At 33.7% G+C, this 23,374-nt stretch carries 23 protein-coding genes and 1 pseudogene; 7 read left to right on the top strand and 17 right to left on the bottom strand.

What is annotated here, in order from left to right:
• Positions 1-753 precede the first annotated feature (753 nt).
• The 12 genes from BN2144_RS10500 to refZ form a co-directional block, all read right to left on the bottom strand.
• Positions 754-1,941 carry an acetate kinase gene (locus BN2144_RS10500; protein ID WP_033828187.1) on the bottom strand — a complete coding sequence of 396 codons (1,188 nt, stop codon included), beginning with the start codon at positions 1,939-1,941 and terminating at the stop codon, positions 754-756.
• Positions 1,942-2,329: 388 nt separating this feature from the next.
• Positions 2,330-3,328 carry a class I SAM-dependent methyltransferase gene (locus tag BN2144_RS10495; RefSeq protein ID WP_033828186.1) on the bottom strand — a complete coding sequence of 333 codons (999 nt, stop codon included), beginning with the start codon at positions 3,326-3,328 and terminating at the stop codon, positions 2,330-2,332.
• A 121-nt stretch (positions 3,329-3,449) separates the two neighbouring features.
• Positions 3,450-3,950: a thiol peroxidase gene (gene tpx / locus BN2144_RS10490; RefSeq protein ID WP_033828185.1), complete on the bottom strand. Its 501-nt coding sequence runs from the start codon at positions 3,948-3,950 to the stop codon at positions 3,450-3,452.
• 275 nt (positions 3,951-4,225) lie between these two features.
• Complete coding sequence (gene ytfJ / locus BN2144_RS10485; RefSeq protein ID WP_033828184.1) at positions 4,226-4,696, bottom strand: GerW family sporulation protein; 471 nt, start codon at positions 4,694-4,696, stop codon at positions 4,226-4,228.
• 16 nt (positions 4,697-4,712) lie between these two features.
• Complete coding sequence (locus BN2144_RS10480; protein WP_230199780.1) at positions 4,713-5,402, bottom strand: DUF2953 domain-containing protein; 690 nt, start codon at positions 5,400-5,402, stop codon at positions 4,713-4,715.
• Positions 5,403-5,803: 401 nt separating this feature from the next.
• Positions 5,804-6,442 (bottom strand): RDD family protein, encoded by a 639-nt coding sequence (locus BN2144_RS10475; protein ID WP_082195204.1) that lies wholly within the window; start codon positions 6,440-6,442, stop codon positions 5,804-5,806.
• A 14-nt stretch (positions 6,443-6,456) separates the two neighbouring features.
• Positions 6,457-7,464, bottom strand: coding sequence for a signal peptide peptidase SppA (gene sppA / locus BN2144_RS10470; protein ID WP_033828182.1), 1,008 nt, complete (start codon positions 7,462-7,464; stop codon positions 6,457-6,459).
• A 186-nt stretch (positions 7,465-7,650) separates the two neighbouring features.
• Positions 7,651-7,854, bottom strand: a complete 204-nt coding sequence (locus BN2144_RS10465; protein WP_033828181.1) for an alpha/beta-type small acid-soluble spore protein — start codon at positions 7,852-7,854, stop codon at positions 7,651-7,653.
• A gap of 173 nt (positions 7,855-8,027) precedes the next feature.
• Positions 8,028-9,233, bottom strand: a complete 1,206-nt coding sequence (gene thiI / locus BN2144_RS10460) for a tRNA uracil 4-sulfurtransferase ThiI (RefSeq protein WP_033828180.1) — start codon at positions 9,231-9,233, stop codon at positions 8,028-8,030.
• 1 nt (position 9,234) lies between these two features.
• Complete coding sequence (locus BN2144_RS10455; RefSeq protein WP_033828179.1) at positions 9,235-10,380, bottom strand: cysteine desulfurase family protein; 1,146 nt, start codon at positions 10,378-10,380, stop codon at positions 9,235-9,237.
• 127 nt (positions 10,381-10,507) lie between these two features.
• Positions 10,508-12,214 carry a septation ring formation regulator EzrA gene (ezrA, locus tag BN2144_RS10450; protein WP_033828178.1) on the bottom strand — a complete coding sequence of 569 codons (1,707 nt, stop codon included), beginning with the start codon at positions 12,212-12,214 and terminating at the stop codon, positions 10,508-10,510.
• Between the two features lie 195 nt (positions 12,215-12,409).
• Positions 12,410-13,036, bottom strand: coding sequence for a forespore capture DNA-binding protein RefZ (gene refZ, locus BN2144_RS10445; protein ID WP_033828177.1), 627 nt, complete (start codon positions 13,034-13,036; stop codon positions 12,410-12,412).
• A 181-nt stretch (positions 13,037-13,217) separates the two neighbouring features.
• Between refZ and BN2144_RS10440 the strand changes: the two genes are divergently transcribed.
• Entirely contained in the window at positions 13,218-13,703 is a 486-nt protein-coding gene (locus BN2144_RS10440) for a GAF domain-containing protein (RefSeq protein ID WP_033828176.1), read from the top strand.
• Between the two features lie 76 nt (positions 13,704-13,779).
• Here the strand turns inward: BN2144_RS10440 and BN2144_RS10435 are convergent, their stop codons facing one another.
• Positions 13,780-15,645 (bottom strand): sensor domain-containing diguanylate cyclase, encoded by a 1,866-nt coding sequence (locus BN2144_RS10435; RefSeq protein WP_050632282.1) that lies wholly within the window; start codon positions 15,643-15,645, stop codon positions 13,780-13,782.
• A 56-nt stretch (positions 15,646-15,701) separates the two neighbouring features.
• A complete protein-coding gene (locus BN2144_RS10430; RefSeq protein WP_033828175.1) occupies positions 15,702-16,289 on the bottom strand; it encodes a hypothetical protein in 588 nt (195 codons plus the stop codon).
• A 394-nt stretch (positions 16,290-16,683) separates the two neighbouring features.
• Here BN2144_RS10430 and rpsD point away from each other — a divergent pair, with 394 nt between their 5' ends.
• The 6 genes and pseudogenes from rpsD to BN2144_RS10415 all read left to right on the top strand — a co-directional run bounded on the left by rpsD (position 16,684) and on the right by BN2144_RS10415 (position 19,806).
• Positions 16,684-17,286, top strand: coding sequence for a 30S ribosomal protein S4 (gene rpsD, locus BN2144_RS10425; protein ID WP_033828174.1), 603 nt, complete (start codon positions 16,684-16,686; stop codon positions 17,284-17,286).
• Positions 17,287-18,117: 831 nt separating this feature from the next.
• Complete coding sequence (locus tag BN2144_RS20770) at positions 18,118-18,291, top strand: helix-turn-helix domain-containing protein (protein ID WP_326564321.1); 174 nt, start codon at positions 18,118-18,120, stop codon at positions 18,289-18,291.
• Between the two features lie 51 nt (positions 18,292-18,342).
• Positions 18,343-18,558: a hypothetical protein gene (locus BN2144_RS20765; RefSeq protein ID WP_326564320.1), complete on the top strand. Its 216-nt coding sequence runs from the start codon at positions 18,343-18,345 to the stop codon at positions 18,556-18,558.
• Positions 18,536-19,066: a DDE-type integrase/transposase/recombinase gene (locus tag BN2144_RS20760; protein ID WP_326564319.1), complete on the top strand. Its 531-nt coding sequence runs from the start codon at positions 18,536-18,538 to the stop codon at positions 19,064-19,066. Before BN2144_RS20765 ends, BN2144_RS20760 begins: the two co-directional genes overlap by 23 nt.
• Positions 19,029-19,112 (top strand): annotated as a pseudogene (locus BN2144_RS21120) (ATP-binding protein); the annotation flags it as partial. The gene BN2144_RS20760 and the pseudogene BN2144_RS21120, both read left to right, overlap by 38 nt.
• Positions 19,113-19,314: 202 nt before the next feature.
• On the top strand, positions 19,315-19,806 hold the full coding sequence (locus BN2144_RS10415) for a hypothetical protein (protein WP_139017886.1): 492 nt from the start codon (positions 19,315-19,317) through the stop codon (positions 19,804-19,806).
• Between the two features lie 311 nt (positions 19,807-20,117).
• On the opposite strand, the gene BN2144_RS10410 is transcribed toward BN2144_RS10415, so the two are convergent.
• The 3 genes from BN2144_RS10410 to sdaAB all read right to left on the bottom strand — a co-directional run bounded on the left by BN2144_RS10410 (position 20,118) and on the right by sdaAB (position 23,135).
• Positions 20,118-21,446: an aromatic amino acid transport family protein gene (locus BN2144_RS10410; protein WP_033828172.1), complete on the bottom strand. Its 1,329-nt coding sequence runs from the start codon at positions 21,444-21,446 to the stop codon at positions 20,118-20,120.
• A gap of 75 nt (positions 21,447-21,521) precedes the next feature.
• Entirely contained in the window at positions 21,522-22,421 is a 900-nt protein-coding gene (sdaAA, locus tag BN2144_RS10405; protein WP_033828171.1) for an L-serine ammonia-lyase, iron-sulfur-dependent, subunit alpha, read from the bottom strand.
• A gap of 21 nt (positions 22,422-22,442) precedes the next feature.
• Positions 22,443-23,135, bottom strand: coding sequence for an L-serine ammonia-lyase, iron-sulfur-dependent subunit beta (gene sdaAB / locus BN2144_RS10400; RefSeq protein WP_033828170.1), 693 nt, complete (start codon positions 23,133-23,135; stop codon positions 22,443-22,445).
• Positions 23,136-23,374: the final 239 nt, after the last annotated feature.

Raw genomic sequence — 23,374 nt, 5'->3', positions numbered from 1 at the left:
ACTTAGCTTTCGATAAGATTGGTTAAACACAATCATCTAGTTCCGATATAGACGACCAAATTGGTCACCTAAAGCCGTTATTGATGAACAAATTACTAAACAAGTTGGGACAAACGGTCGTCTAGTGTAGTATGGTCGTACGAAAATACCGCTGTTTTTGGTGAAAACGCGTTTATAAAACTTCACTATGAACCTAAAATTGTGAGCATTTCGCAAAATTGAGCTCATAGAACTCTTCTATGAACCCAAATTCGAACGAACGACATGAAAACTGGCTCATAGATCCTTTCTATGAACCCGATTTTGACCAAATCACATGAAAAACGGCTCATAGAACTCTTCTATGAACCCAAATTTGATCGAATCACATGAAAAACGGCTCATAGAACTCTTCTATGAACCCAAATTTGATCGAATCACATGAAAAACGGCTCATAGAACTCTTCTATGAACCCAAATTTGATCGAATCACATGAAAAACGGCTCATAGGTGAAGATTGAATCTGTAGCGTAAAAGGAACAGGGATAAACACTGCCAGTTACCATTTTCTGGGAATCGAAACCAGTTAGCTTAGTATTGCCTTTTTTTATATTTAGAAGCTTTATTATATTTTCAGTATAAACCTAAAATCCTGAAAATCACATTACCCAAAAAAAACAACCTCCTTCCACATTTACAAGTAAAAACATGGAAAAAAGTTGTTGACGAAAATTCTACTAATAGCTAACCAAGTAGTCCTTGATATGACTGACTTATTTTGCTAATCGTACAACGTCTCTTGCAATCATAACTTCTTCGTTTGTTGGGATGACCATTACTTTAACAGGTGAGAATGGATAACTAATGAATCTTTCGTCACCACGTGTTTCATTTAATTCTTTATCCCAATATACACCCATAAATTCTAATCCACGGAGGACACGTTCACGAACAGTTGAGCTATTTTCACCAATTCCAGCAGTGAAAATGATTGCATCTACCCCGTTCATTTGTGCTGCATATGAACCAATATATTGATGAATGTGATTAGCAAAAATTGTCAATGCTAATTCAGCACGTTCATTTCCTTCTTTAACTGCCTCTTCAATATCACGTAAATCACTAGAAAAACCAGTAATTCCTAATAAACCACTCTTTTTATTCAACACATCAATAACTTCTTCTGCCGTTTGATTTGTTTTTTCCATAATAAATGGGATAATGGCTGGGTCAATATTTCCTGAGCGAGTACCCATTGTAATTCCTTCAAGTGGAGTAAAGCCCATTGAAGTATCGATGGATTTACCACCTTGAACAGCGGTAATACTTGCACCATTACCTAAATGACAAGAGATAAGTCTTAATTCTTCAATTGGTTTGCCAAGCATTTCAGCCGCTCTATGTGAAACGTACTTATGACTCGTTCCATGGAAACCATACTTACGAACACCATATTTTTCATAGTATTCATAAGGTAAGCTATATAAATATGAACTTTTTGGCATTGTTTGGTGGAAAGCTGTATCGAAAACAGCTGCTTGCGGCACATTTGGTAATATTTTCCTGAACACTTTAATGCCTGAAATATTTGGTGGCATATGTAACGGTCCAAGGTCAATTAATTCTTCAATTTCAGCTAATACTTCGTCTGTAATAAGTACAGAGTCTGCAAACGTTTCTCCACCATGAAGCACACGATGGCCAACTCCGTCAATTTCATCAAAGGATTCAATAATACCTGTGGAAATTAGTTGATCTAACAATAATTGAACAGCAACTTCATGATTAGGAATGTCTTGAACTAATTTAACCTTTTCATCACCTACAGATATTGTGAAAATACCGTCATTTAGACCGATACGTTCAACAAGTCCTTTTGTTATTACATTTTCTGCTGGCATTTCAATCAATTGAAATTTTAATGATGAACTTCCTGCATTAATTGCTAAAATGTTTGACATTTCATTCGCTCCTAACTATATGTCCTTCTAAAAATTATTATGTACAGTTCATAAGAAACCATTTGTGTGTGAAACGTTTTACAAATACATACCATCCTTCATTAAACCACTATAGAAGCCTTTTGACAATCATTTTACTCAATATTTACCAGCTAATTCACAAAGTAATTTTATTGTGAATTTTTTAACAACACAAGCCCTACAAAAAGAAAAATACAGATGTAATTGTAAGTAGTTTTACCATTTTTTCCATAAAGAAAACTGAGGGACGCTAGAGACTTTAGGCAACCAAAGAACCGTATTTTCCAAAAAGAAAGAGAGTTTTTCTGTATTGATGTAATGCTGCAAGAGCCTTCCTATTAGCTAACAAAAGCCCTTTAACTTTATGTTAAAGAGCCTTGTTTTCTTCAAACCAAAGATTTATTTTTCCCATAATAACTTCCATTTGTTGCTTATTTGTTAATGAAGGCATATTTACGAGTAATACTTCTTTAGGAGGCTTAACTCCTTCTTTTTGCTTTTGTAAAACTAAAATACTTTTTCCTGCTTCCTTATTTTTAAACATCGAATCTGGTAATTGAAGGAGAGCCTGTATATGTAAATGTTTTTTTATATATGAATGAAGTTTTGGAGCTTCTGGACTTTCGAATAGATTATTTGGGACAATGAAAAATAGATAACCACCATCAACTGTATGTTCACAACTTTTTTCAATAAAAAGATGATGTGCATATGAATGTCCTTGATCTGCTTTTAAATCGTATTCACTAGCTCGAACGTCATCAGGATAATAACCAACCGGTAAATCACAAACAACCGCATCTACCGGGTCAATTAACAATGGGCCTAGGCTGTCTTGACAATCGAGTTGAATTGGATGTTCTTGAAGATTAGCACTTACGTAGGCAAGTCTAATTAGTACATCATCGACATCAACACCATATGCAACAATATCATAATTTGGTAAGTAATTTATCATCGTTGTGACTAAATTACCTGTCCCAATAGCTGGATCTAATAAGGTAAATGAATTTTTTCCTTCCATAAATTTATTCATTAAAAAACTAAGAAAAATACCTATTGAGTCTGGCGTCATTTGATGATTTGGTTGAACATTTTCTCGCATTCCTTTTAAGCAAGCAAGTTGAAATGCTTTACGCATATCTTCTTTTGAATAACTGTTACATGACAAATCATTATAGTATTTTTCTAACCGTTTTTTTGCCATTTCACTTAATTCTTCTTGTAAAACTTTATCTTGAAAAATATTTTCACCGGTTTCAGCTAACGCCTCTAAATATGTGCAATCCAATTCATTCATAAGTAATTCAGTTGTTTCGTTAAATGTTTTAAATAATAATTCAACAGGGGTTAATGTTTGTTTCAATACAGATCCTCCTAATTCGTGCTTATTCCAATCTATTTTATATAATTCTTGACTAAATAACAATCACCCGTGAAAAAAAGAAACCTCGACTAAGGTCCGAGGTTAATTGGTAAAGCAACGTTTATTTCGCTTGTTTCGCTGCTTCAATTGCGGCTTCATAATTTGGATGGTTTGTTACTTCACTGACAATTTCTTTATAGGTCACTTTTCCAGTTGAATCGACTACAAAAATAGATCGTGCTAATAAGCGTAATTCTTTCATATGAACTCCGTATGCATCACCAAAAGAAAGATCTCGATGATCGGATAACACTTGTACACGATCAATCCCTTTCGCTCCACACCAACGAGATTGTGCAAACGGTAAGTCACAACTGATTGTTAAGACTTTAACACCTGGAAGATTTGCTGCTTCTTCATTAAAGCGTCGCGTTTGTGCATCACAAACACCTGTGTCTATAGATGGAACAACACTGATAAGTCGTACTTGTCCCTTACTATCTTCCAACGTTACTGCCGTTAAATCATTTGCTAGCACTGTAAAATTAGGTGCTATATCACCTACATTTATTTCATTACCTACTAGAGTAACTGGTTTTCCGCCAAATGTAACTTGTGTCAAATTAATCTACCTCCAATTAAATTCAATTCAGTACATGTTAAATGTAAACTACAATTATTATCATATACATACTGTTCAAAGCTTTGCAACTTCTAGACTTTGTACATACTATCTTTTTCAATTTTTTCTATGGATATCCTATCGATTAAGGGAAAAAAGAGGTTACCGTTATATGATGGCAACCTCCCTTTCCATTATATATTGTTTTTCCTACAAAAATCTGTGGAAAAATTGATGTTGAAATTTAGTCATGTTTTAAGCTCCTTCAATTCCAATTAAATATTGAAATCAGGTTTTTGATTAGAATTACTACTGTTATTCGACTGATTGTTTTGACTAGAACTTTGATTAGACTTATTTTGACCCGATTGATTTTTTGCCATCATTTGTTGAACTTTTTCAATTGCATTTGGAGCAAGGTCTAGTATTTTTTCCACTAAATGTGTACTTTCGTCAATATGTAACATTTTTACCCCTTGGCTATTTACAATTAAAAATGCAATAGGTGTTATGGAAACTCCACCACCGCTCCCTCCGCCAAATGGTAATTCACTTTCTTTCGTTGTCTCATCTACAGAAAACTGTGATCCTCCTGCAGCAAAACCGAAACCAACTTTTGAAACAGTTAATATAACACTACCATCTGGTGTTTCTACTGGATCCCCAATGATTGTGTTCACATCAATCATGTCTTTTAAATTTTCCATTGCTGTCGTCATCAGGCCTTTAATTGGATGATCAGACATTTTAATCCCTCCTAAATTATATAGATTGTTCCTCACCTGTTGGTCCATTTTTTATAGGTTTAGGACTAGATGAATTCTTTGATACATTTTTCTTCCAAAATCTTAATAATTTTATCCCTGCTAAAATAGCATGCCCTACCTTCACCTGAATCATACATCGTAAATATGTTTCTGAAGTGGCTCGGTTAAAAACTGGAGTGATCTCTAGTTTTGGATAAACTTTTAATGAAAAATAATTACTTATGATACCAATCACATTGCCTTTAAAAGCCCAACCAGCACCGGCAATGATAGCAGCTGAAGCAGCATTACCAGTACCAATTGCTGATTTCCATTCAAATTCAACAATACGCACTTTTTTAAAAAATTCTTTTAAAATATCATATAATTCGTGAATATGATGAAGGACCTGTTTAATTGGTTCAAACGAGGATAAATCTTCCTCATCATCGTGTTGGCCAGTTCCCTCATCATGTTTACTGGATTGTATTTCGTTTTTAGCTTTCAGTTTTTCTGATGGTATCTCGATTCGATACCGAAAAAGTCCGAAGAAAGCTTTAATAAATATGGTGGCTCTTTGTTCATGAGGTTGAAATTTATACGTCGTATCAATTTTGATCCTTGTAAAAATAGCAACAACAAATAGGAAAAGGATAAGTACAATAAGGATAACCAAACTCACAAAAAAAACTTTTAAAAAAGTCATATTTTCCACAACCTTTCAGCCTTCTATTATCGTCAGACTGGTAGGAAAATAAACCCAATATTTGAAAAAAAGAGTTTCACCTGTTACTGTCGAGCATTTCCCATTTACTGTCGAAGTTGATTGACATATTTTTGTCTGAAATCTATTTACTATAGAGGAATACTTTGTTGATACTTATGCGGTAGAAGGGGGGATTTAGAAAATAATGCTTTTATGTCGAGCCCTCAGGCAACCAGAGAGACTAGAGTTCGCGAAAAAAGCTTTTTCGGCTGCGGGCAATGCTGCTAGGGCTTTTCTTGTGCACTTATGCGTATAAGAAAGTAGAATTCGAATATTTATACTTTCCTATTAGCTTAAAAAAGCTGTCTACAGGTAATTCCCATAGACAGCCTTTATCATTATTATGAGACCGATGCATTTTTCAGAAGATAGTTTTCATGAATAACTGTAGTATCTGCAAAATAATCATGTACTCCTTGTTTTTTTGGTGAAAAAGCAACGAAAATATATAGTATTATTATTGTTGCTGATATATACCGACCAATCCACTCACGAAAAATGACCGTTTGCCACGATAATCGTGTTTCTTTTAATGGAATAACTTTTAAACCGAAAATCATTTTTCCTAAAGTTTGATTAAAATATTTCGTCATAAGTACAAAATATAAATAAAACACAAGTGCCGATAATATATTTTGTACGGAAAACATACCCGAATTTTGCTCAACTCCGAGGAACCCTACAATCGGACTTATCACTAATTGTCTTAACGAAACGATCACTAGCACATCTATTATGTAAGCACAAAATCGTATCCAAAAACCAGCATAAGCATATAAATCTACTTGCTGATGATTGTTCGTTAGTTCTAAAGTTTGGTTACTTGCAAGTGTTTCCTTATCTTCTAAGTTCTGTTGATTAGAAGTACTGGCCTCTTTTTCTAAATCAACAATTGTATGATTCGTACGTATTTGATCTTCTGAAAATGGTCTTTCATTATGAACATTTTCTTCTGTACGTTGTTCATCGTCTCTATTCATTTCTCCACTCCCTCCTATTCAGCGTAAAGATACATTAATCTTGGTGAGTTTCGATATGATAGTAATTCAGTTAATGCCTTCGTACTCGAATCTTTTCCAATTAATTTATTCGCAGTTACACCAAAAAGTGAACCGAAACCAAAATCATCATCAACAAACCGGACAATTTGGGCATCTTTTAACTTTTTATCTTTTTTCATCGCTGCAATTGTGTCATCTAAATAACCAAATTCGTCAATTAAGTTTAATTGTTTTGCTTGTCGACCATCATAAATCCGTCCATCAGCAATTTTGCGAACTTCTTCTTGTGGAATCCCACGACCGTCTGAAATGACTTTTACAAAATCTCCATATGCGTTATTAATCATTTCTTGTAAAATATTCTTTTCTTCCTCGGTCATTTTCCTTGTCGAACTCATAATATCTTTATGTGGACCACTTTTTATCGTTATTGTATCAATGCCAAGCTTATCCGCTAGTTCTGTAACATTATAGCTTTCCATAATGACTCCAAGAGATCCAGTCATTGTATCTTTTGCCGCAAATATTTTTGTAGCTGGTGCCGAAATGTAATAACCCCCTGATGCTGCCATTGAACCCATGGAAACATAGACTGGCTTCTTTCTTTTTTTAATAATGTCCACTAGCTTGTCATGAACTTCTGCACTTTCGACAACACCGCCACCTGGTGAATTCACACGTAAAACGATACCGCGAACAGAGCTATCTTCTTCAATAGCCTTTAATTTTTCCATAAACCTTCTATGATTATAGCTTGCAGAATCTACAAAAGAATTTGTATCACCTGTATCTTGAATAACTCCTTCTACATCTAAAACGACAATTCTCTTCATTGGATTTCCATCTTCAATAACTTCTTCTGTAAAATCTGTACTTGGAAACATAAAATTTGTAAATGATTCTTGTCCATCAGAAAACAGTGTTTTAACAATAGAAACACCTGAGGAAACAATAAGTAAAACAGCTGCAATTCCAAGGGCAGCCCAACGTTTTCCGTTCACATAAAAACCCCCAATTCTTTTATATAAAAATAATCCCCAAAAACTTCTCAAAAATCATTATACACGAATTATTTTCCCATTTGTAGGTAAAATAGTTGTTAATTACCATGTATATCATATCGTATTTTTGAAATAGAAAAGGACGGAGGTTCTATCTCCGCCCATAAGCCATATATTATTTACTTATTATGAAAAACGTCCACTCATATGTTGTTGGGCCATTTGAACTAAGCGTTTCGTAATTTCTCCCCCAACAGATCCGTTAGCACGAGAAGTTGTTTCAGCACCTAAGTTCACACCAAACTCTTGAGCAATTTCGTATTTCATTTGTTCTAAAGCTTGCTCAGCTCCTGGTACAAGAAGTTGGTTACTGCTATTGTTGTTTGCCATGTGATGTTCACCTCCTTGTGCTATTATAGTGTGTCGAATTTGAAGGTTTCATTCATCACATGGATAGGTAAATGTTTCTAGAATCGTTAAAAATCCTCCACTTAACGACTTGACAATCTGTTTGAAGTGGGGATATTCCTTCTGATTTTAGAATAATCCAACATTATTTAGATTTAGAGCAAGTCAGCAAATTCATTTTGATCTTCTTCTTGTGCAAATAATGTTATTGTTTCAATATTTTCAACAGCCTTCTGGATAAGTGGTTCATAGTCAAAATGCGTTTCATAGGAATTTGCTTTATCTCTTCTCGGCTTTGTTTTCGGTTGTGCTGGTGAAAATATTGTACAGCAGTCTTCATATGGTCGATTTGAAATCTCTAATGTATCAATTTCCTCGGCAATACGAATAATGTCATTTTTATCAACTGTAACAAGTGGGCGAATAACTGGTGTATTCGTCACTTCATTTATCGCATACATACTATCTAACGTTTGACTTGCCACTTGTCCTAAGCTTTCTCCAGTCACAATCGCCAATCCTTCTTGTTTTTTACGAATTTCATCAGTAATTCTTAACATCATTCTTCTCATAATTGTCATTGCGTAATTTTCATGGACTTTTTCATAAATTAATTGTTGTAATTCAGTAAATGGGACAATATGCAAAGTGAATTGTCCACTTACTCTTGCTAATTTCTTACTTAAGTCAATTACTTTTTGCTTTGATCTCTCACTTGTAAATGGTGGACTATAAAAATGCACTCCCTCAATCGACAAACCACGTTTCATCGCTAAATGACCCGCTACAGGGCTATCGATTCCTCCTGAAAGCATGAGCATCGCTTTCCCACTTGAACCAACAGGAAGACCGCCTGCACCTTTTATCATTTCACATGTTAAATATACTGCATCTTTTCGAATTTCTACTTTTAATTCAAGATTCGGATGATGTACATCAACCGATAAATCATCAATATTTTGGAGAAGATGGCTACCTAAAATATGATTCAGTTCTCCCGAATGTAATGGAAACTCTTTATCCGCTCTTCTCGTTTGAACCTTAAATGTTTTTCCTTGTGCATTGAGTTTTTGAAACAAGTTTAATGCACTCTCTTTTATTGTTTCAATATCTTTTTGAACTCGAATTACAGGGCTAAATGATTGAATGCCAAACACATGTTGTAATCGTTCAGATATTTTTTCCAAGTCTTCTCCGTTTAAAAGAACGTACATCCGGTCACGATTCGCTTTTATTTTTATATTTGGAAAATCACGAAGAACATATTGGACATTCTTTCTTAACTTTTCAACAAAAAGGTTACGATTTCTTCCTTTTGTTGAAATTTCTCCGTAACGGACTAATATTTGATCATATATCATGTTATCCCCTCATTACTGGTTTTAAATTCATTATACTTTGTTCGATTATCTTTAGGGCCTCTATCGCCTCATTCCGTGTGTTTTCATAAGACAGACTCATACGAATTGAAGTAGACGCCCGTTCTTCGCCTAATCCCATGGCAAGAATTGTTTTACTCGGTTCATTCGTTCGAGAAGAACAAGCACTTGTTGTCGAGACATATAAACCATGTTTTTCCAACTCATGAACAAGCACTTCCGCTTTAAACTGATATGCAGAAAAGTTAATAATATGGGGTGCACAGTAGTTCTTTGGTGTATTCATTGTTAATCCATCAATTGCTTCTATCCCATTTATTAATAAATTACGAATCTCTTCCATCTCAAATGCTTTCGTTTCATAATCTAACATACTAAGACGTAAAGCCTTTGCCATCGCTACAATGCCGGGAAGATTTTCGGTACCACTTCTGAACCCCCGTTCTTGACCACCACCGGATAATAGCGGATCTATTTTCAAGCCTTTTCGCATATAAATTGCCCCAGTTCCTTTCAATCCATGAAATTTATGACTGGAAATGGTTGCAAAGTCAAGCATACTTTCGTGTAAATCAAGCGGTACTTTTGTCACACCTTGAACACAATCTGAATGGAATAATATCTTCGGATAGTTTTTTAACATCCGCCCTATTGCCTCAATCGGTTGAATTGAACCAACTTCATTATTTACATGCATAATCGAAACAAGAATGGTATCTTCACGAATCGAACATTGGACATCTTCTACACGGACTTGACCATTTTGATCAACAGGCAAATAAGTAATATCATATCCTTTATTTTCTAATTGTTGACATGTATTTAAAACAGATGGATGTTCAATCATCGTTGTGATGATATGTTTTCCACGATTTCGATATTGTTCCGCTATACCTTTTAATATAAAGTTATTCCCTTCTGTTCCACCAGATGTAAAAATGACTTCTTGATCATCAACGTTTAAAAGTGATGCGATTTGTTGGCGAGCTTGATTTAATAAATTTTCTGTTTGCAAACCTAGATGGTGCACGGAAGAAGGGTTACCGTAATAGTTTCCTGCTGTCTTCACGAACGTATCTAAGACTTCTTTTTTCGGCTTTGTTGTCGCACTATTATCGAAATAAATCAAACGTACTCACCCTCCCTGTTTTTTTCTCTCATTATATCAGACAAATAATAGCAAACAAAAAAAGAAATCACACAGGGTGACTCCTTTATGCTTATTTACATGACTTACCTCAAAATTTCAGCAATGACTAGTTTTCTTGATTAATTTCTTCATTAATCATTTCTTCAATTTTCTTAATTGCACCAGGTTCTACGGCCTCTACTGCTGCTGCCGCCTCCTCTAAAGCACTAGTATAATCATAACGCCTGAACGCTTCCTCTGCAATATCTAAACGCTTGTGAATTTGTGGATATTTTTTTCTATAGCGATTCCCATACTGTATAACTTTTTCAATAAAGTATACATTTTCAATCATTTCTTCTACTTTTTTATATATTTCATCTACATGACCTTCAGCCTTTTGTAATGAATCTTGCACTAAGGGCATTCGTAAAGGTTTTTCCTCTAATGATGTTAGAGCGTCTTGTATAGCGTGGTGAGCCTCAATAAACAATGTTTCAATCTCTTTTGGAATCCCTGGAATATTACTACGTTCCACTTTTCTAGCTGTTTCTTGGAATCGTTTTTTCAAGTGAGTAATTTTTTCACGTGCTTCAAACTCATCTTTCCGAAGTGCTTGTAATGATTCAGTAAGTGTTTGTTGTTTTTCTTCAATATCTTTAATCATTTCAAGAATATCTTCCACTTTATCCTTTACAACTGAATAGGCGGCTGTCGATAAAGCTTCTTCCTTAAGTAGAAGTTCCGACATTTTTTTCAATGTTGAAATTTTATCTTGTAGTTCATTTAGCAAATCTACATCTTCTGTTGAGAGATGGTACGTTTCTTTGACAAGCTCCACTTCACCTTTTAATGTCTCATTTGTTGTCGTGACATCTTCTAATGACTTTTCGATATGTGGACGGTTCGATAGTACAAACTTTCTCGATGAAACTTCTTCTTCTAGAAGTTGGTACATAATTTCAATTTGTTCCTTAATCGCTTTCAGCCCATCGTCAATTCCATCAATATCACCATTTTCAACGTACTGAACATACGATTGAACCATTTCCCCAATTTTATGAATTTCTAGTTCAATTCCTAAATGTTCTAATTGGTATCCTTCTTCAATCATTTCTTCCATACCATTTTTTATTTCTTTTAATTGATTAGGAATGACGTGGTGACACTCATTTAAGTAAAGTGGAATTGTTTCCATTTTCACTTTGAGAAGCTCAATGTCTTTATTAAGATCCAATACAATTGCTCTTGCTGTAAGGTAGTTTCCATTATTTGTTTCCGTTTCAACAAGTTCAATCGTTTCATTCACATGTGCTAAATTTTCCTCTAACTTGCCACTTGCTTTCCCAAAGGCATACCGGTGAGCTAATAACTCTTTTTTCAGCTTTTTATATTGTTCATGAATATTAGCCATATCTTCTTGATTTTTTTCTTCGCTATCGACAATTTCCCGCAAATTCAAGACCATTTCATCAATCTTGACATCAGCTTCTTTTAACGCATTTTCTATTTTTGTATATACTTGTTTTACTTTAGAAAATCGGTATTTCTCAACAAGATCTTCTGCTTCATAAAGTGCTTCTTCCACACTTGGTAATTGTTCCGTTACAATCGAATCCCAAGTTACCCGCCAACGTTCAAAATATTCCTCTGTTTCCCCAGCCATTGTTAGTTGCTTAATTTTTGACACCTCATCAAGGACTGGCCTATTCATTATTTCAATCTTCCATGATTCAAGTCGATCAATATAGGTAAAATGTTTTCGTTTTACAAAATAACCAATTATATATAAAACAATAAGTAGTAAAATAATGCCAATTATGATGGATATCATCGTATGCCCCCTGTCAAACCAAAAACTATCTATATGAAATATATTATAAAATCCTACTAATGCTTATATGATACCATGATAACGACAATTTTTGACGATAAATTTCAATTTTTTTTAGATTTTACCCAAAAATATTCCAACTATAAAATATAGCATAAAAAAAATGGGTTAGACCCATTAAAAAAATTCATCTCTTCAAACTGCCTCTACTTTTTTGTTCGATAAGTAAAAGTCAATCCAGTGGATAATTTGCTCCTTATACTTTTTTAAATAAAACCGTTCTTGATAATAAATATTCCACACTTCAGATGTATATATTGAGTTTAAGAAAGGCATTGTCATGATTCCTTTTAATTGTGTCATTATAATTCCAATAGGGACTTTGTTAAATTCTCCATTTTTTATCCCCTTATCGATAATCGTCTGAAATAAATACCTTTCTTTTCTAAAATAAGTTGTCATCGTCTCACGAACAATTTGAGAATCAATAGAAACTTCTCGCCAAACAAAGCGAGCCAATTCAAAATGTCGATATTGGTAATCCATTAATTGTATAATTGCGTTTTTTAAACAAATTGTAGCTGAATCTCTTTCATATTTCAATAAACAATCTTCTAGAATATGTATATATGGTTCAAAAAAAGAGATAAATGCAAATTTAAGTAAACCGTGTTTGCCTTTAAAATAGTAAGAAATTGTCGATACATTCATTTCGGCGGCAGTAGCTATCTCTCGTATTGACGTTCCAGTATATCCTTTTACATTAAATTCAGATAAGGCGGCTTGAAATATTTTTTCCTTGGTTCTTAATGTATGATTCATTCTCCCACTTCCTTATATCGTTTTATATAAGTCGACCACATGATTCATCATAAAATAGAAATCTTCTACATATTATTAATTATTCGCTTTCATTATCTGACATCCTTTAAAAAATTATCGACAAGTTTTCTGTATCTTTGGTAAAATAAAATAATAAAATGTAGAAATTAGGTGATTTAGCATGTTTGTAGTCGAAAAATACAGTGGAAATAAAGAAGATAATTTCAACTTACTCATAAAACAATTAGAGGCATTAATTGAAGATGAAACAAATGTAATCGCCAATTTAAGTAACGCCTCAGCATTGTTAAATCAATTTTTAGATCGTATTAACTGGGTCGGTTTTTACTTATTTGATCAAAATAAAAATGAACTAGTTCTCGGACCATTTCAAGGTTTACCTGCTTGTGTTCGTATTCCAATGGGAAAAGGCGTTTGTGGAACAGCAGCAAAAAAACGCGAAACAATTGTTGTTCCCGATGTCCATCAATTTCCAGGACATATCGCTTGTGACGCAAATAGTCTATCGGAAATTGTCATCCCCATTGTAAAAAATGATACGCTATTCGGGGTACTAGATATTGATAGTCCAGAGAAAAACCGATTTGACCAAGGAGATCAGCAGAAATTAGAAGAGTTTGTTAACATGCTCGTTAACTATTTGTAAAAACAAATAAAGCAAGTGGTAAAGAACTTTCTCCACTACTTGCTTTATGTTATTGAAATTGCACACGATTGAATATCTATTTAATACAAGCAATCACTCTATTTTTCCCTCTACTTTTGGCTAAATACAACGCTTCATCGGCCCTTTTAAATAGAGATAGTGGACTTTCCTTTTTATTTTGTTTCCAATGAGAGACGCCGCACGAAATGGTTACTGTTGGTTGAATTTGAATAGAAGTTAAATAGACAAGATCATTCCCTAACAATAAACCTTCTTCTAAAGTACTGTTTGGTAAATAAACAGCTAACTCTTCCCCACCCCATCGTGCACCGATATCGTTTTCACTTAAGTTTTCCTTAATAATCGTGGCAATTTGAATTAATATTTGATCACCGATTTGATGACCGAATGTGTCATTGACGACTTTGAAATTATCAATATCAATTAACAGAAAAGTACCTTGCTCATCTCTTTCTATTGATTTTTGCAGCTGTTCATCTAAGTAATTTCTAGTAAATAGATTTGTTAAATAGTCTGTTATAACTAATTTTTCTAAGCGACGGCGTAACATTGCATTTGTAAAAGCAAGCGATGTATGTTGTGTAATGGATTGCAAAAGTTTATACGTGTTGAAAGAAAATGTATATGGGTTGCGATGTAAAACAATGATAAAGCCGATTCGATTTTGATCTTGTTGCAATGACTCTACCATAATAGAGCGAAATGGTGTTTCGACGGATGGATCAATAGACTCATAATTCGCAAAAAATAAAGATTCGTCTTTCGTTTCTAGTAACTCTCGAATAGATTGTAAAAAGAGCGTACTATCTTTCTTATTGAAGTAAGTTGTACTCCCTGGAAGCACATTAAAATCACTATTTTCAAACAATATAATTCCAACTTCTTCTGCATGAAAGGCGGCTTGTAACTCCTCAGCAATGTTATGGACAAGATCTTTGATTCGCAAGTTGGAATTTAGCTTTTTTACGACTTTCGTAATTAATTGCAAATCACTTATTACTTGTCTTGATTGTTGGTATAAATGAGCATTTTCCATTGCACTACTCGCAGCATATACAAGCTTTGTAATAAACTCAATGTCTTCATTCGAAACGACAATTGAATATTTTGCAACAATTTTTAATACTCCATATACACCTTGTTTTCCTTTTAATGGGAAATATAAAAAACGATTTATATGATCAACATCGTTCTCTATTTGATAGTTTCCAGATAAGAAAGTTTGCATAATTACCGAATTGTTATTGGAATAATCTAGTGTTTGAATTGGTAAGTCATTTTCAATATTATTATAGTTTGAAAGGAAAACTTCATAATCCAAATACGGATAGATTTCTTCTAACGATGCCAATACTTTACGTAGAACAGCATCAATATCAATGGAGGAATGAAATTGACTTGTTACACTTTGCAGTAATTCAATTCGTTTATTCTCATTTTTTAACATTAATATTTGTAGCACTTTTTCAAAATACTGATCAATCATATTTGCTAAACATTTCCAAAACGATAATGTGTAATCCGAAAAATCACTTGGCAAATAAAACAACATAAGACCCGTTAAACCATAACCTTCCCGGTATATGATAAGTGTTTTATTAAATGGTGTATGTTGATATTGATAATCATAGTAGTCTATTAAAATAGAAGAATTTATGTCGTCCTTCAAATAAAGATTTTTCTGCCACGTGCCAAAAAAAGATAGAGATTTCCGCTTTGTGTATAGGAAAAACTGGTTATTTTCACTCAGTCGATCTTTATTTACTAAAAAATGTATATGCTTTAGTCCTAATTCTTCTGTTAATGCCGATTTAACAATATGGACATAATCAATTGTTTCTGTATCGTCTCCCAATATTTTTAAACTTGACAAGATTTTATGTCCAAGTTTAAGGATTAACCTTTCTTCAGATTCTTTCATATACCTCACCTGAATAATTTATATTTATTTTAAATGTATATTACTTGAACGGTTTATTACTTTAGAACTAATACTTTTATATCACCTTTAAGCAATAATAACAAGAGTCGACGGTCGCTTGTTAACGGATAGATAGCTTGTAAGATTTCGTCATCAGGTAGTACGAATGTATGTCGTTCATTTTTTAATTTGACGATTGTTTTACCTTTTTCTTCAGTTAATTTATAGGGCAATGTAACTTTTGCCTTACTACGGAAATGATGGTTACGGTCTTCTTTAACTAATAATGAATTGAAATATTCCCATTTTCCATCAAAACGCACCCATACACCTCGAGTTTCTTTGTCAGATTGAAGTTCATTAGGGGCATCAAATATTTCCTTCTTCGATAAAACCTCAAAGTGATACGCATCTAACAAATTGATTCGATAAGTAATTAATAAATGTTTTCCTTTCAAATGTCTATAAAGCGTAATTACTGGAGGATCCTCTGTTGTTTCAGAAACGTGTACAACCGTAGTCTCCAGATCGAATTGGGTATATTCTGTTTCTTTCTGTTGTAATAAAAAGCCTATAAAAACTAGAATAATCGATAAGAATACTAACGTAATACGTAATGTTTTTTCCTTTTTCGTTTCTTTCATATATACACTCTCAAATAAATTGTTTATTTTTCATTATATCATAGATAAAATGAATCATTATAATTATATGGTAGATCATAAACAGTTCGTTGATATTTTGCATATATGTTTTCTTGTTCTTGACATTAGACATGTATTTTCATATAATATACTTTGTGTAAAATATTGCAGCCTATGTGTACATGTTTATTCGTACATTTTGTTGGTCATATAAAGATAATAGGGATCCCGCGGCATTAAATAATCCCTTCCTTTTAAATTTTTAATCCTTTATATGAGCTGTATCGTGTAACCCTCTGCTGCTAGGGCGATGGTACATGAAAACAAAATGGCGGTAAATGATGTGACATCTGTTTTTATTTTACCAAAATAAAAACATAAAGGAGGAGCTTTCATGGCTCGTTATACAGGTTCAAGTTGGAAAGTATCCCGTCGTCTTGGTATTTCACTAAGCGGTACTGGTAAAGAATTAGAGAAACGTCCTTATGCACCAGGACAACACGGTCCAAACCAACGTAAAAAATTAACAGAATACGGTTTACAATTACAAGAAAAACAAAAATTACGTTATATGTACGGTTTAAACGAACGTCAATTCCACAACACATTTGTTAAAGCTGGTAAAATGAAAGGTGTTCATGGCGAAAACTTCATGATTTTACTTGAATCTCGTCTTGACAACCTTGTTTACCGTTTAGGTTTAGCTCGTACTCGTCGTCAAGCACGTCAATTAGTTAACCATGGTCATATTCTTGTAGATGGAAGTCGTGTTGATATCCCATCTTATATCGTAAAACCTGGCCAAGTAATCGGCGTTCGTGAAAAATCACGTAATTTAGCGATTATTAAAGAAGCAATCGAAGTAACAAACTTTGTACCAGATTACTTAACTTTCGATGCTGATAAATTAGAAGGTACTTATAATCGTTTACCAGAACGTTCTGAACTTCCTGCAGAAATTAACGAAGCGTTCATCGTTGAGTTCTATTCTCGTTAATAAAAACACTTTGTATTATTCAATAATAAAAAACCCAGAAACTTTGATACATCAATGTTTTCTGGGTTTTTTATGATTTTTTTGGTTTATTATACACTTGGCGCACAAACTATTTTCTCGGTTTATACTTTTATAAAATTAAAAACATACCAATGAGTAGACAAATAAGCCACCAAATACTAGTAGTTACCCATCAAATTGTTCTGAAAAGAATATTACTCCTATTGTCAGAAAAATTATAAACGTCCATCCGATAAGATTTATCATTCACGTTTTTCTCATAATTTTCTTCCTAACTTTTTTTAGTTTTAATATCTTGTGTATGTTATATTTGGTTCCGGATAACCTGATGGAGACCTAGGAGTTACTGTCATTTTAACACCTGTGATCTAATCCTTAGAATCATGATTGCCGAGTCTTTCCATTATATATCATGTTTATGTAAAATTCAGGCAGTAACACAATTCTACTATAAATTTAAAATAGGAGTGAATACTTTTAAATTTTGAAACCACAAAAAGCGCTACCTTTATTGCAACGCCTTCAAGCTTTCACTTATATTTATTATATATATATCACAGAATTATTTATCTCATTAACCATTAAAAAGGTCTTTTTACTATTATAGGAAATGTATCTTAATGCAATTTTATCTTTAATATGATTATTAAATTCCCAATTAAGGAGCTAGAATATTAATTCCTGTTTGTTGTAACTGCTAAACTAAAATTAACAGTTTCCGCCAGATAAAATTGAACACTTTTTAACCAAAAGTTCTACAGTTAAGCTATTATGAATCGATCAATAATGTTTAACTGGAGGATTGGAAAGGTGGAAAAATTACTGTTGTTCGTTGAGGTACATCAATTAAAAAAACAAGGATTTAAGATTGCTGCTATCGCAAAGAAATTAAATATATCTAGAAACACAGTCTATAAATATTTAAATATGACGTTTGAAGAAGCTAATGAATACGTCATTTCAAGCAAAAGTAGGAGGAAATAGTAAGAACCTTACCATGATAAAATACTAGGTTGGTTACGAGAAAATCCAGACATGTCTTCGGCACAAGTGGAAGACTGGTTAAAGGAGCGATATCCTAAAATACAAGTTGGCTCAAGTACCATTCGAAGCTATGTGAGCGAGATAAGGGATATTTATCATATCCCAAAGGTTGTACGTACTCGGGATTTTGAAGCCGTGGAAGAGCTACCGATGGGTCAACAAATTCAGGTGGATTGGGGGGGGAATGACTGTATATACGCAAGATAAAAAACCAGTAAAATTATATTTTATTACCTTTGTACTCTCGCATTCTCGTTATAAGTATGTGGAGTGGTTAGACAGACCGTTTACCACGAAGGATACAATTCGTTGTCATGAAAAAGCATTTGAGTTTTTTGGAGGGATTCCAGAAGAAATTGTTTATGATCAAGACCATCTGATAACGGTAAGTGAAAATGCAGGAGATATACTTTTAACTGGGCAATTCCAAGCATATAAGCAAGAACGCGGATTTCGTATCTACCTTTGTAGAAAAGCGGATCCCCAAACTAAAGGGAAAATAGAAAATGTAGTACAGTATGTAAAAAAGAATTTCGCAAAAAACAGGGTATTTCCAAATTTAGAGTCTTGGAATGAGAAGTGTGTAGCATGGTTGAATCGAACAGGAAACTATAATATTCATAATACAACTAAAAAGAGACCAGTAGAAGTGCACGCCGTCGAAAAGCAGCACTTAAGAAAGACGCCTAAAATGGGCAAAATTCCCTTATATTAAATCATTAGATGAATTTAAGATAGATGAACAAGCATCCCTAAGCACTTTGGGAAGGAAAGTGTTCAAAATTAATTAGCAGACATTAACATAACAATAAACCTTAGTTTATAATATACTATTTTTTCTAAAAAATGTATACTTTCTTTTTAATTTCTGTTAAACTTAGTTTGATATTGTTACTTCTTAGTGCAGCAATATTTCCTACCCAAACAAGTGCTTCAACGAATTTAAAGACCCATTCAGCATATTTGTATGTTGAAGGGGAAAAAATTAAGTATGATTACACTGTCACAGATGAAATTAGGCAATATATTCTTTATGAAAAAGGTGGTACCACCACTGTGACCTATAACTTTATTAATGATGAACTTTTCATTAATGGAAATAAAGTTACTTTTGAAAAAACAATAACGAAATATGAAAATAATAATTTTACAACATTATCCACAAAATGGATTTATATGGGGGAGAAAAAGGGCAGTACTAAAGTCGCAACTTTATCAGCAGGAGCCTTAGCAGCAGCCCTTGCATCTATATTTGGAGGTCCAGCAGGAGCATTTCTTAGTGCAGCAAGTGTAATTATTAGTTCAGGTGCACCAACAATCTATTACACCGAAAAAAAATGGATAAGACCAGCTGTATCAGGGGCAGAAATAAAGGGTGAAATTAGATATTATAAAGATAGTAAACGTAAAAAACTTATTACTAAAAATACTTATAATACTAGAATATATGATTAATGCAATTTTCAACGCTCATATTAATATTTTCATATCGTTATATTTTAGGGTTCTATAATAAATGTTGGGGTTAATAAAAGACTCAAAAAAACACACGACTCCTAACTATCTTTATATTTGTTTAGTCTAGAACCAAGTAGAAAAATAGAAATCGTGTACAAATAGTTAACTCATCATTGATTATGTGCTAAGAATAGTGTATTTTCTCAAGAATAACTAAAACACCAAATGATAAAAATCCCCCAATTAAAGTCTTTACTCTAATTGGGGGATTCAATAAAACGATGATGGCGAGTAAAATATTTAGTCAGTTAGAAGAATGCTTTAATACTTGATAAAACAACTAATATTCCGATAAAGATTACAAAAGCGTTACTTGCATAATTTTTTCTGTATTTAGCTAATGCAGGTACTTTATAGATTGCATACATTGGTAATAGGAATAAAATAAGCGCTATTAATGGTGCGTTAATCATATCGATTAAATCAAGGATACTTGGGTTTACATAAGCAACAATCCAGCATGTTACAATCATAAATCCAATGATAATATTCTTTACTGTTTTACTATTTATGTCTTTGCCTCGAGATTTAGCAGCTTGTATTATAATATCTTCTAATCCTTCATATGCACCAACATAATGACCAAGGAAAGATTTCGTCACAGCAATAATCGCAATGATTGGTGCTGCATATGCGAATAATGGCATACTAAATTTATTTGCAAGGTATGAAAGAATTGGCAAGTTTTGTTCTTTTGCAAGAGCAAGGTCACCAGAAGTTACGCTTAGAACTGTACTGTATACAAAGAATAATACAACTGAAATCGTAAGGATATAACATACTTTTTGAATTTGTGCAGATTTACGGTCTACATTTTCGATACCATAAGTTTCCCGTTGTTTGACAACAAAAGTAGAAATCATTGGTGAATGGTTAAATGAGAAAACAATGATTGGTAAGATAAACCAAGCCATTCCCAAAAATTCTTTAATTCCCACTCCTCCAGCGTCATTTGTAAAATTACCACCTAAAGTTAAGTTTGATAAATCCCATTGTGGAATTAAATATAAAGATAATAACACGAGTGCTGCAATAAATGGATAGACAAGCCAACTCATAACTTTTACAGTTACATCATGACCAAAGTTTACGATAAAGATAAGTGCGAGTACTAATATTAATGATAAGATAATTCTAGGTGGTGTTGCAATGTGCAATTGGTGTTCCATAAAGCTACCTGTTGTATTAGTTAGCGAAACCGCGTACATAAGCAATATCGCATAAATGGAAAAGAAGTAGACAATGTCGAAAACTGTACTTGCTTTTTTTCCGAAGTACTCTCTAACAGTAGCTGTAATTCCTTCACTAGCTGATTCAGAAGAGTAAATCATTTTAGCCATCGCTCTATGTGAAAAATACATAACAGGGAATGCAAGTACGGTAATTAAAAGTAAGGATAAAATGCCTCCTGCCCCAGCATTAATAGGTAAAAAGAGTACACCTGCTCCAATTGCTGTTCCAAAAAGGCTCATCGCCCAAGTGGTATCTTGCATATGCCATTTATTCGGATCTTTATATTCTTTAACATCTTTAACAGTATTATCATATTCACGCACTTTTGCTGCATTATGACTCATTTTATATTCCTCCTTTTGATGTACGAATGACAAAAATTGTTTACTATTTCACAATAAAATGATAGTAAATGTTTGTTACGATTGGTCTACCGTATTATTGTTCTTCCCAAATATTTTATTTCGAATGGCAACTCCTGTTGGTGTGGCTGCAACTCCACCTAAACCAGTTTCTCTTAATTCACGAGGCATTCTTCTACCAACTCGATACATAGCTTCAACGACTTCATCAGCATCAATGAGGTTGTTTACACCAGCTAATGCTAAATCCGCTGCTACTAAAGCATTTGCTGTTCCTACTGCATTTCTCTTTACACAAGGAATTTCGACTAAACCTGCAACAGGATCACAAACTAAACCTAATAAATTTTGTAGTGCAGTTGAAAATGCATGTGCTGATTGTTCAGGTGTCCCCCCGGCAGCTTCCACTGCTGCTGCTGCCGCCATTGCGGAAGCGCTGCCTACTTCTGCCTGACATCCACCTAGAGCTCCAGCAATACACGCATTGTTAGCGACAATCATCCCAAATAACGCTGAAGTGAAGAGAAAATGAATTTGATCTTCACGACTTAACTGTAACGAATCTTTAATCGTAAATAGTACGCCTGGAATGGTTCCACTTGCCCCAGCTGTTGGCGTTGCACAAATAACTCCCATCGCCGCATTTACTTCATTTGTACCGACTGCATTTTGGACGCCATGCATCATCAAATCTCCAGAAAGCGTTTTTCCTGCTTCACGATATTTTTTAATTTTCACCGCATCTCCACCAGTTAACCCAGTCGGAGAAAACACGCCATCTCCTTCAATACTTCTATTTGCAGCATTTTCCATCGTTTCTAGATTCTTTTCCATCCTCTTCCATACTTCATCATACGTTGATTTTGTTACTTCAATTTCCTGTTCAATCGCTAATTCGTAGATTGGTTTTTTTCTTTCAATTGCTGCATTGATAATTTCTTTAATAGACATATACATATTTGTTACCCCCTTGACGTATTAAAGTACGATAATATTCGCTATATCACTTAGAGTCTCTAATTCTTTCCGTGCAACACTACTCAATTGTGAATCTAGTTCGAAAGCATACAAACACTTTCCTTGCTTTTCCAAATTGATCACATGATTAATTTCTTGTTCATTTGTTTTAAGAATCCTGCGCAATTCAAACTCAAGCGTGCTTTTATCTGAAATCGCTATCAGAATTGGCAATGAACCTTCAGGATGAAAACTAAATCCATCGATTTCAATCTGTTTTACTTTAATCATGCCGCCACCGACTGATATTCCTACTACTCGAATAGATTTACTATCATCTTCAAGATATATATCTGCCGTATTTGGATGACCTGCTGGACTGTCTCCCGTCTTTTCTATAAAGGAGATTTCAATCCCTTGAGATTCTGCTATTTTAATCGCGTCAGGTACCCTACTATCGTCCGTATCAAAACCTAAGATTCCTGAAATAATAGCAAAGTCAGTACCATGACCTTTATGAGTTTCCGCAAATGACTCATAATATTCCACAATAATTTTTTTCGGAAGTCCTTGAAACAACTTATTTGCAACCAACCCAATCGCTAAAGCACCTGCCGTATGTGAACTTGATGGGCCAATCATCACTGGTCCTATTACGTCAAAACAACTTTTATAACTAACATTCTTTTTTTCCTTCATTGTGACTACGTTCATGGCTAATCCTCCTTATTGAAGTTGTTTGTATAAATTTTTTTAACAGTGAAAACATGCGCCTCATAGTGAAAGTGCTTTCAATATTGCCATTAATAACCGGAATATTATCGATTTAAATACTCCTATCACTTGCAAAACTACCACTTATATTTTTACTGATTCATACACGTTGGGTTTCTACTACTCACCCGATCCCTTTCAAACTATGTTTTCATTTTTTTAAAAATACGACCGCTTTC

It is taken from the genome of Bacillus andreraoultii (genome assembly GCF_001244735.1).
Classification (GTDB): Bacteria; Bacillota; Bacilli; order Bacillales; family Caldibacillaceae; genus Caldifermentibacillus; species Caldifermentibacillus andreraoultii.
The sequence above is the reverse complement of the archived record's forward strand: the minus strand, read 5'-3'. Positions and strand labels throughout refer to the sequence as shown.

Bases quoted from the DNA above. Each gene is read 5' to 3' on its own strand.
- thiI (WP_033828180.1), bottom strand. From the start codon at position 9,233: ATGATATATGATCAAATATTAGTCCGTTACGGAGAAATTTCAACAAAA.
- sdaAB (WP_033828170.1), bottom strand. From the start codon at position 23,135: ATGAACGTAGTCACAATGAAGGAAAAAAAGAATGTTAGTTATAAAAGT.
- BN2144_RS10465 (WP_033828181.1), bottom strand. From the start codon at position 7,854: ATGGCAAACAACAATAGCAGTAACCAACTTCTTGTACCAGGAGCTGAG.
- BN2144_RS10480 (WP_230199780.1), bottom strand. From the start codon at position 5,402: ATGACTTTTTTAAAAGTTTTTTTTGTGAGTTTGGTTATCCTTATTGTA.
- BN2144_RS10440 (WP_033828176.1), top strand. From the start codon at position 13,218: ATGTTTGTAGTCGAAAAATACAGTGGAAATAAAGAAGATAATTTCAAC.
- BN2144_RS10475 (WP_082195204.1), bottom strand. From the start codon at position 6,442: ATGAATAGAGACGATGAACAACGTACAGAAGAAAATGTTCATAATGAA.
- ytfJ (WP_033828184.1), bottom strand. From the start codon at position 4,696: ATGTCTGATCATCCAATTAAAGGCCTGATGACGACAGCAATGGAAAAT.
- rpsD (WP_033828174.1), top strand. From the start codon at position 16,684: ATGGCTCGTTATACAGGTTCAAGTTGGAAAGTATCCCGTCGTCTTGGT.
- BN2144_RS20765 (WP_326564320.1), top strand. From the start codon at position 18,343: ATGTCTTCGGCACAAGTGGAAGACTGGTTAAAGGAGCGATATCCTAAA.
- BN2144_RS10430 (WP_033828175.1), bottom strand. From the start codon at position 16,289: ATGAAAGAAACGAAAAAGGAAAAAACATTACGTATTACGTTAGTATTC.
- BN2144_RS10410 (WP_033828172.1), bottom strand. From the start codon at position 21,446: ATGAGTCATAATGCAGCAAAAGTGCGTGAATATGATAATACTGTTAAA.
- BN2144_RS10435 (WP_050632282.1), bottom strand. From the start codon at position 15,645: ATGAAAGAATCTGAAGAAAGGTTAATCCTTAAACTTGGACATAAAATC.
- ezrA (WP_033828178.1), bottom strand. From the start codon at position 12,214: ATGATATCCATCATAATTGGCATTATTTTACTACTTATTGTTTTATAT.
- BN2144_RS10500 (WP_033828187.1), bottom strand. From the start codon at position 1,941: ATGTCAAACATTTTAGCAATTAATGCAGGAAGTTCATCATTAAAATTT.
- refZ (WP_033828177.1), bottom strand. From the start codon at position 13,036: ATGAATCATACATTAAGAACCAAGGAAAAAATATTTCAAGCCGCCTTA.
- BN2144_RS20760 (WP_326564319.1), top strand. From the start codon at position 18,536: ATGACTGTATATACGCAAGATAAAAAACCAGTAAAATTATATTTTATT.
- sdaAA (WP_033828171.1), bottom strand. From the start codon at position 22,421: ATGTATATGTCTATTAAAGAAATTATCAATGCAGCAATTGAAAGAAAA.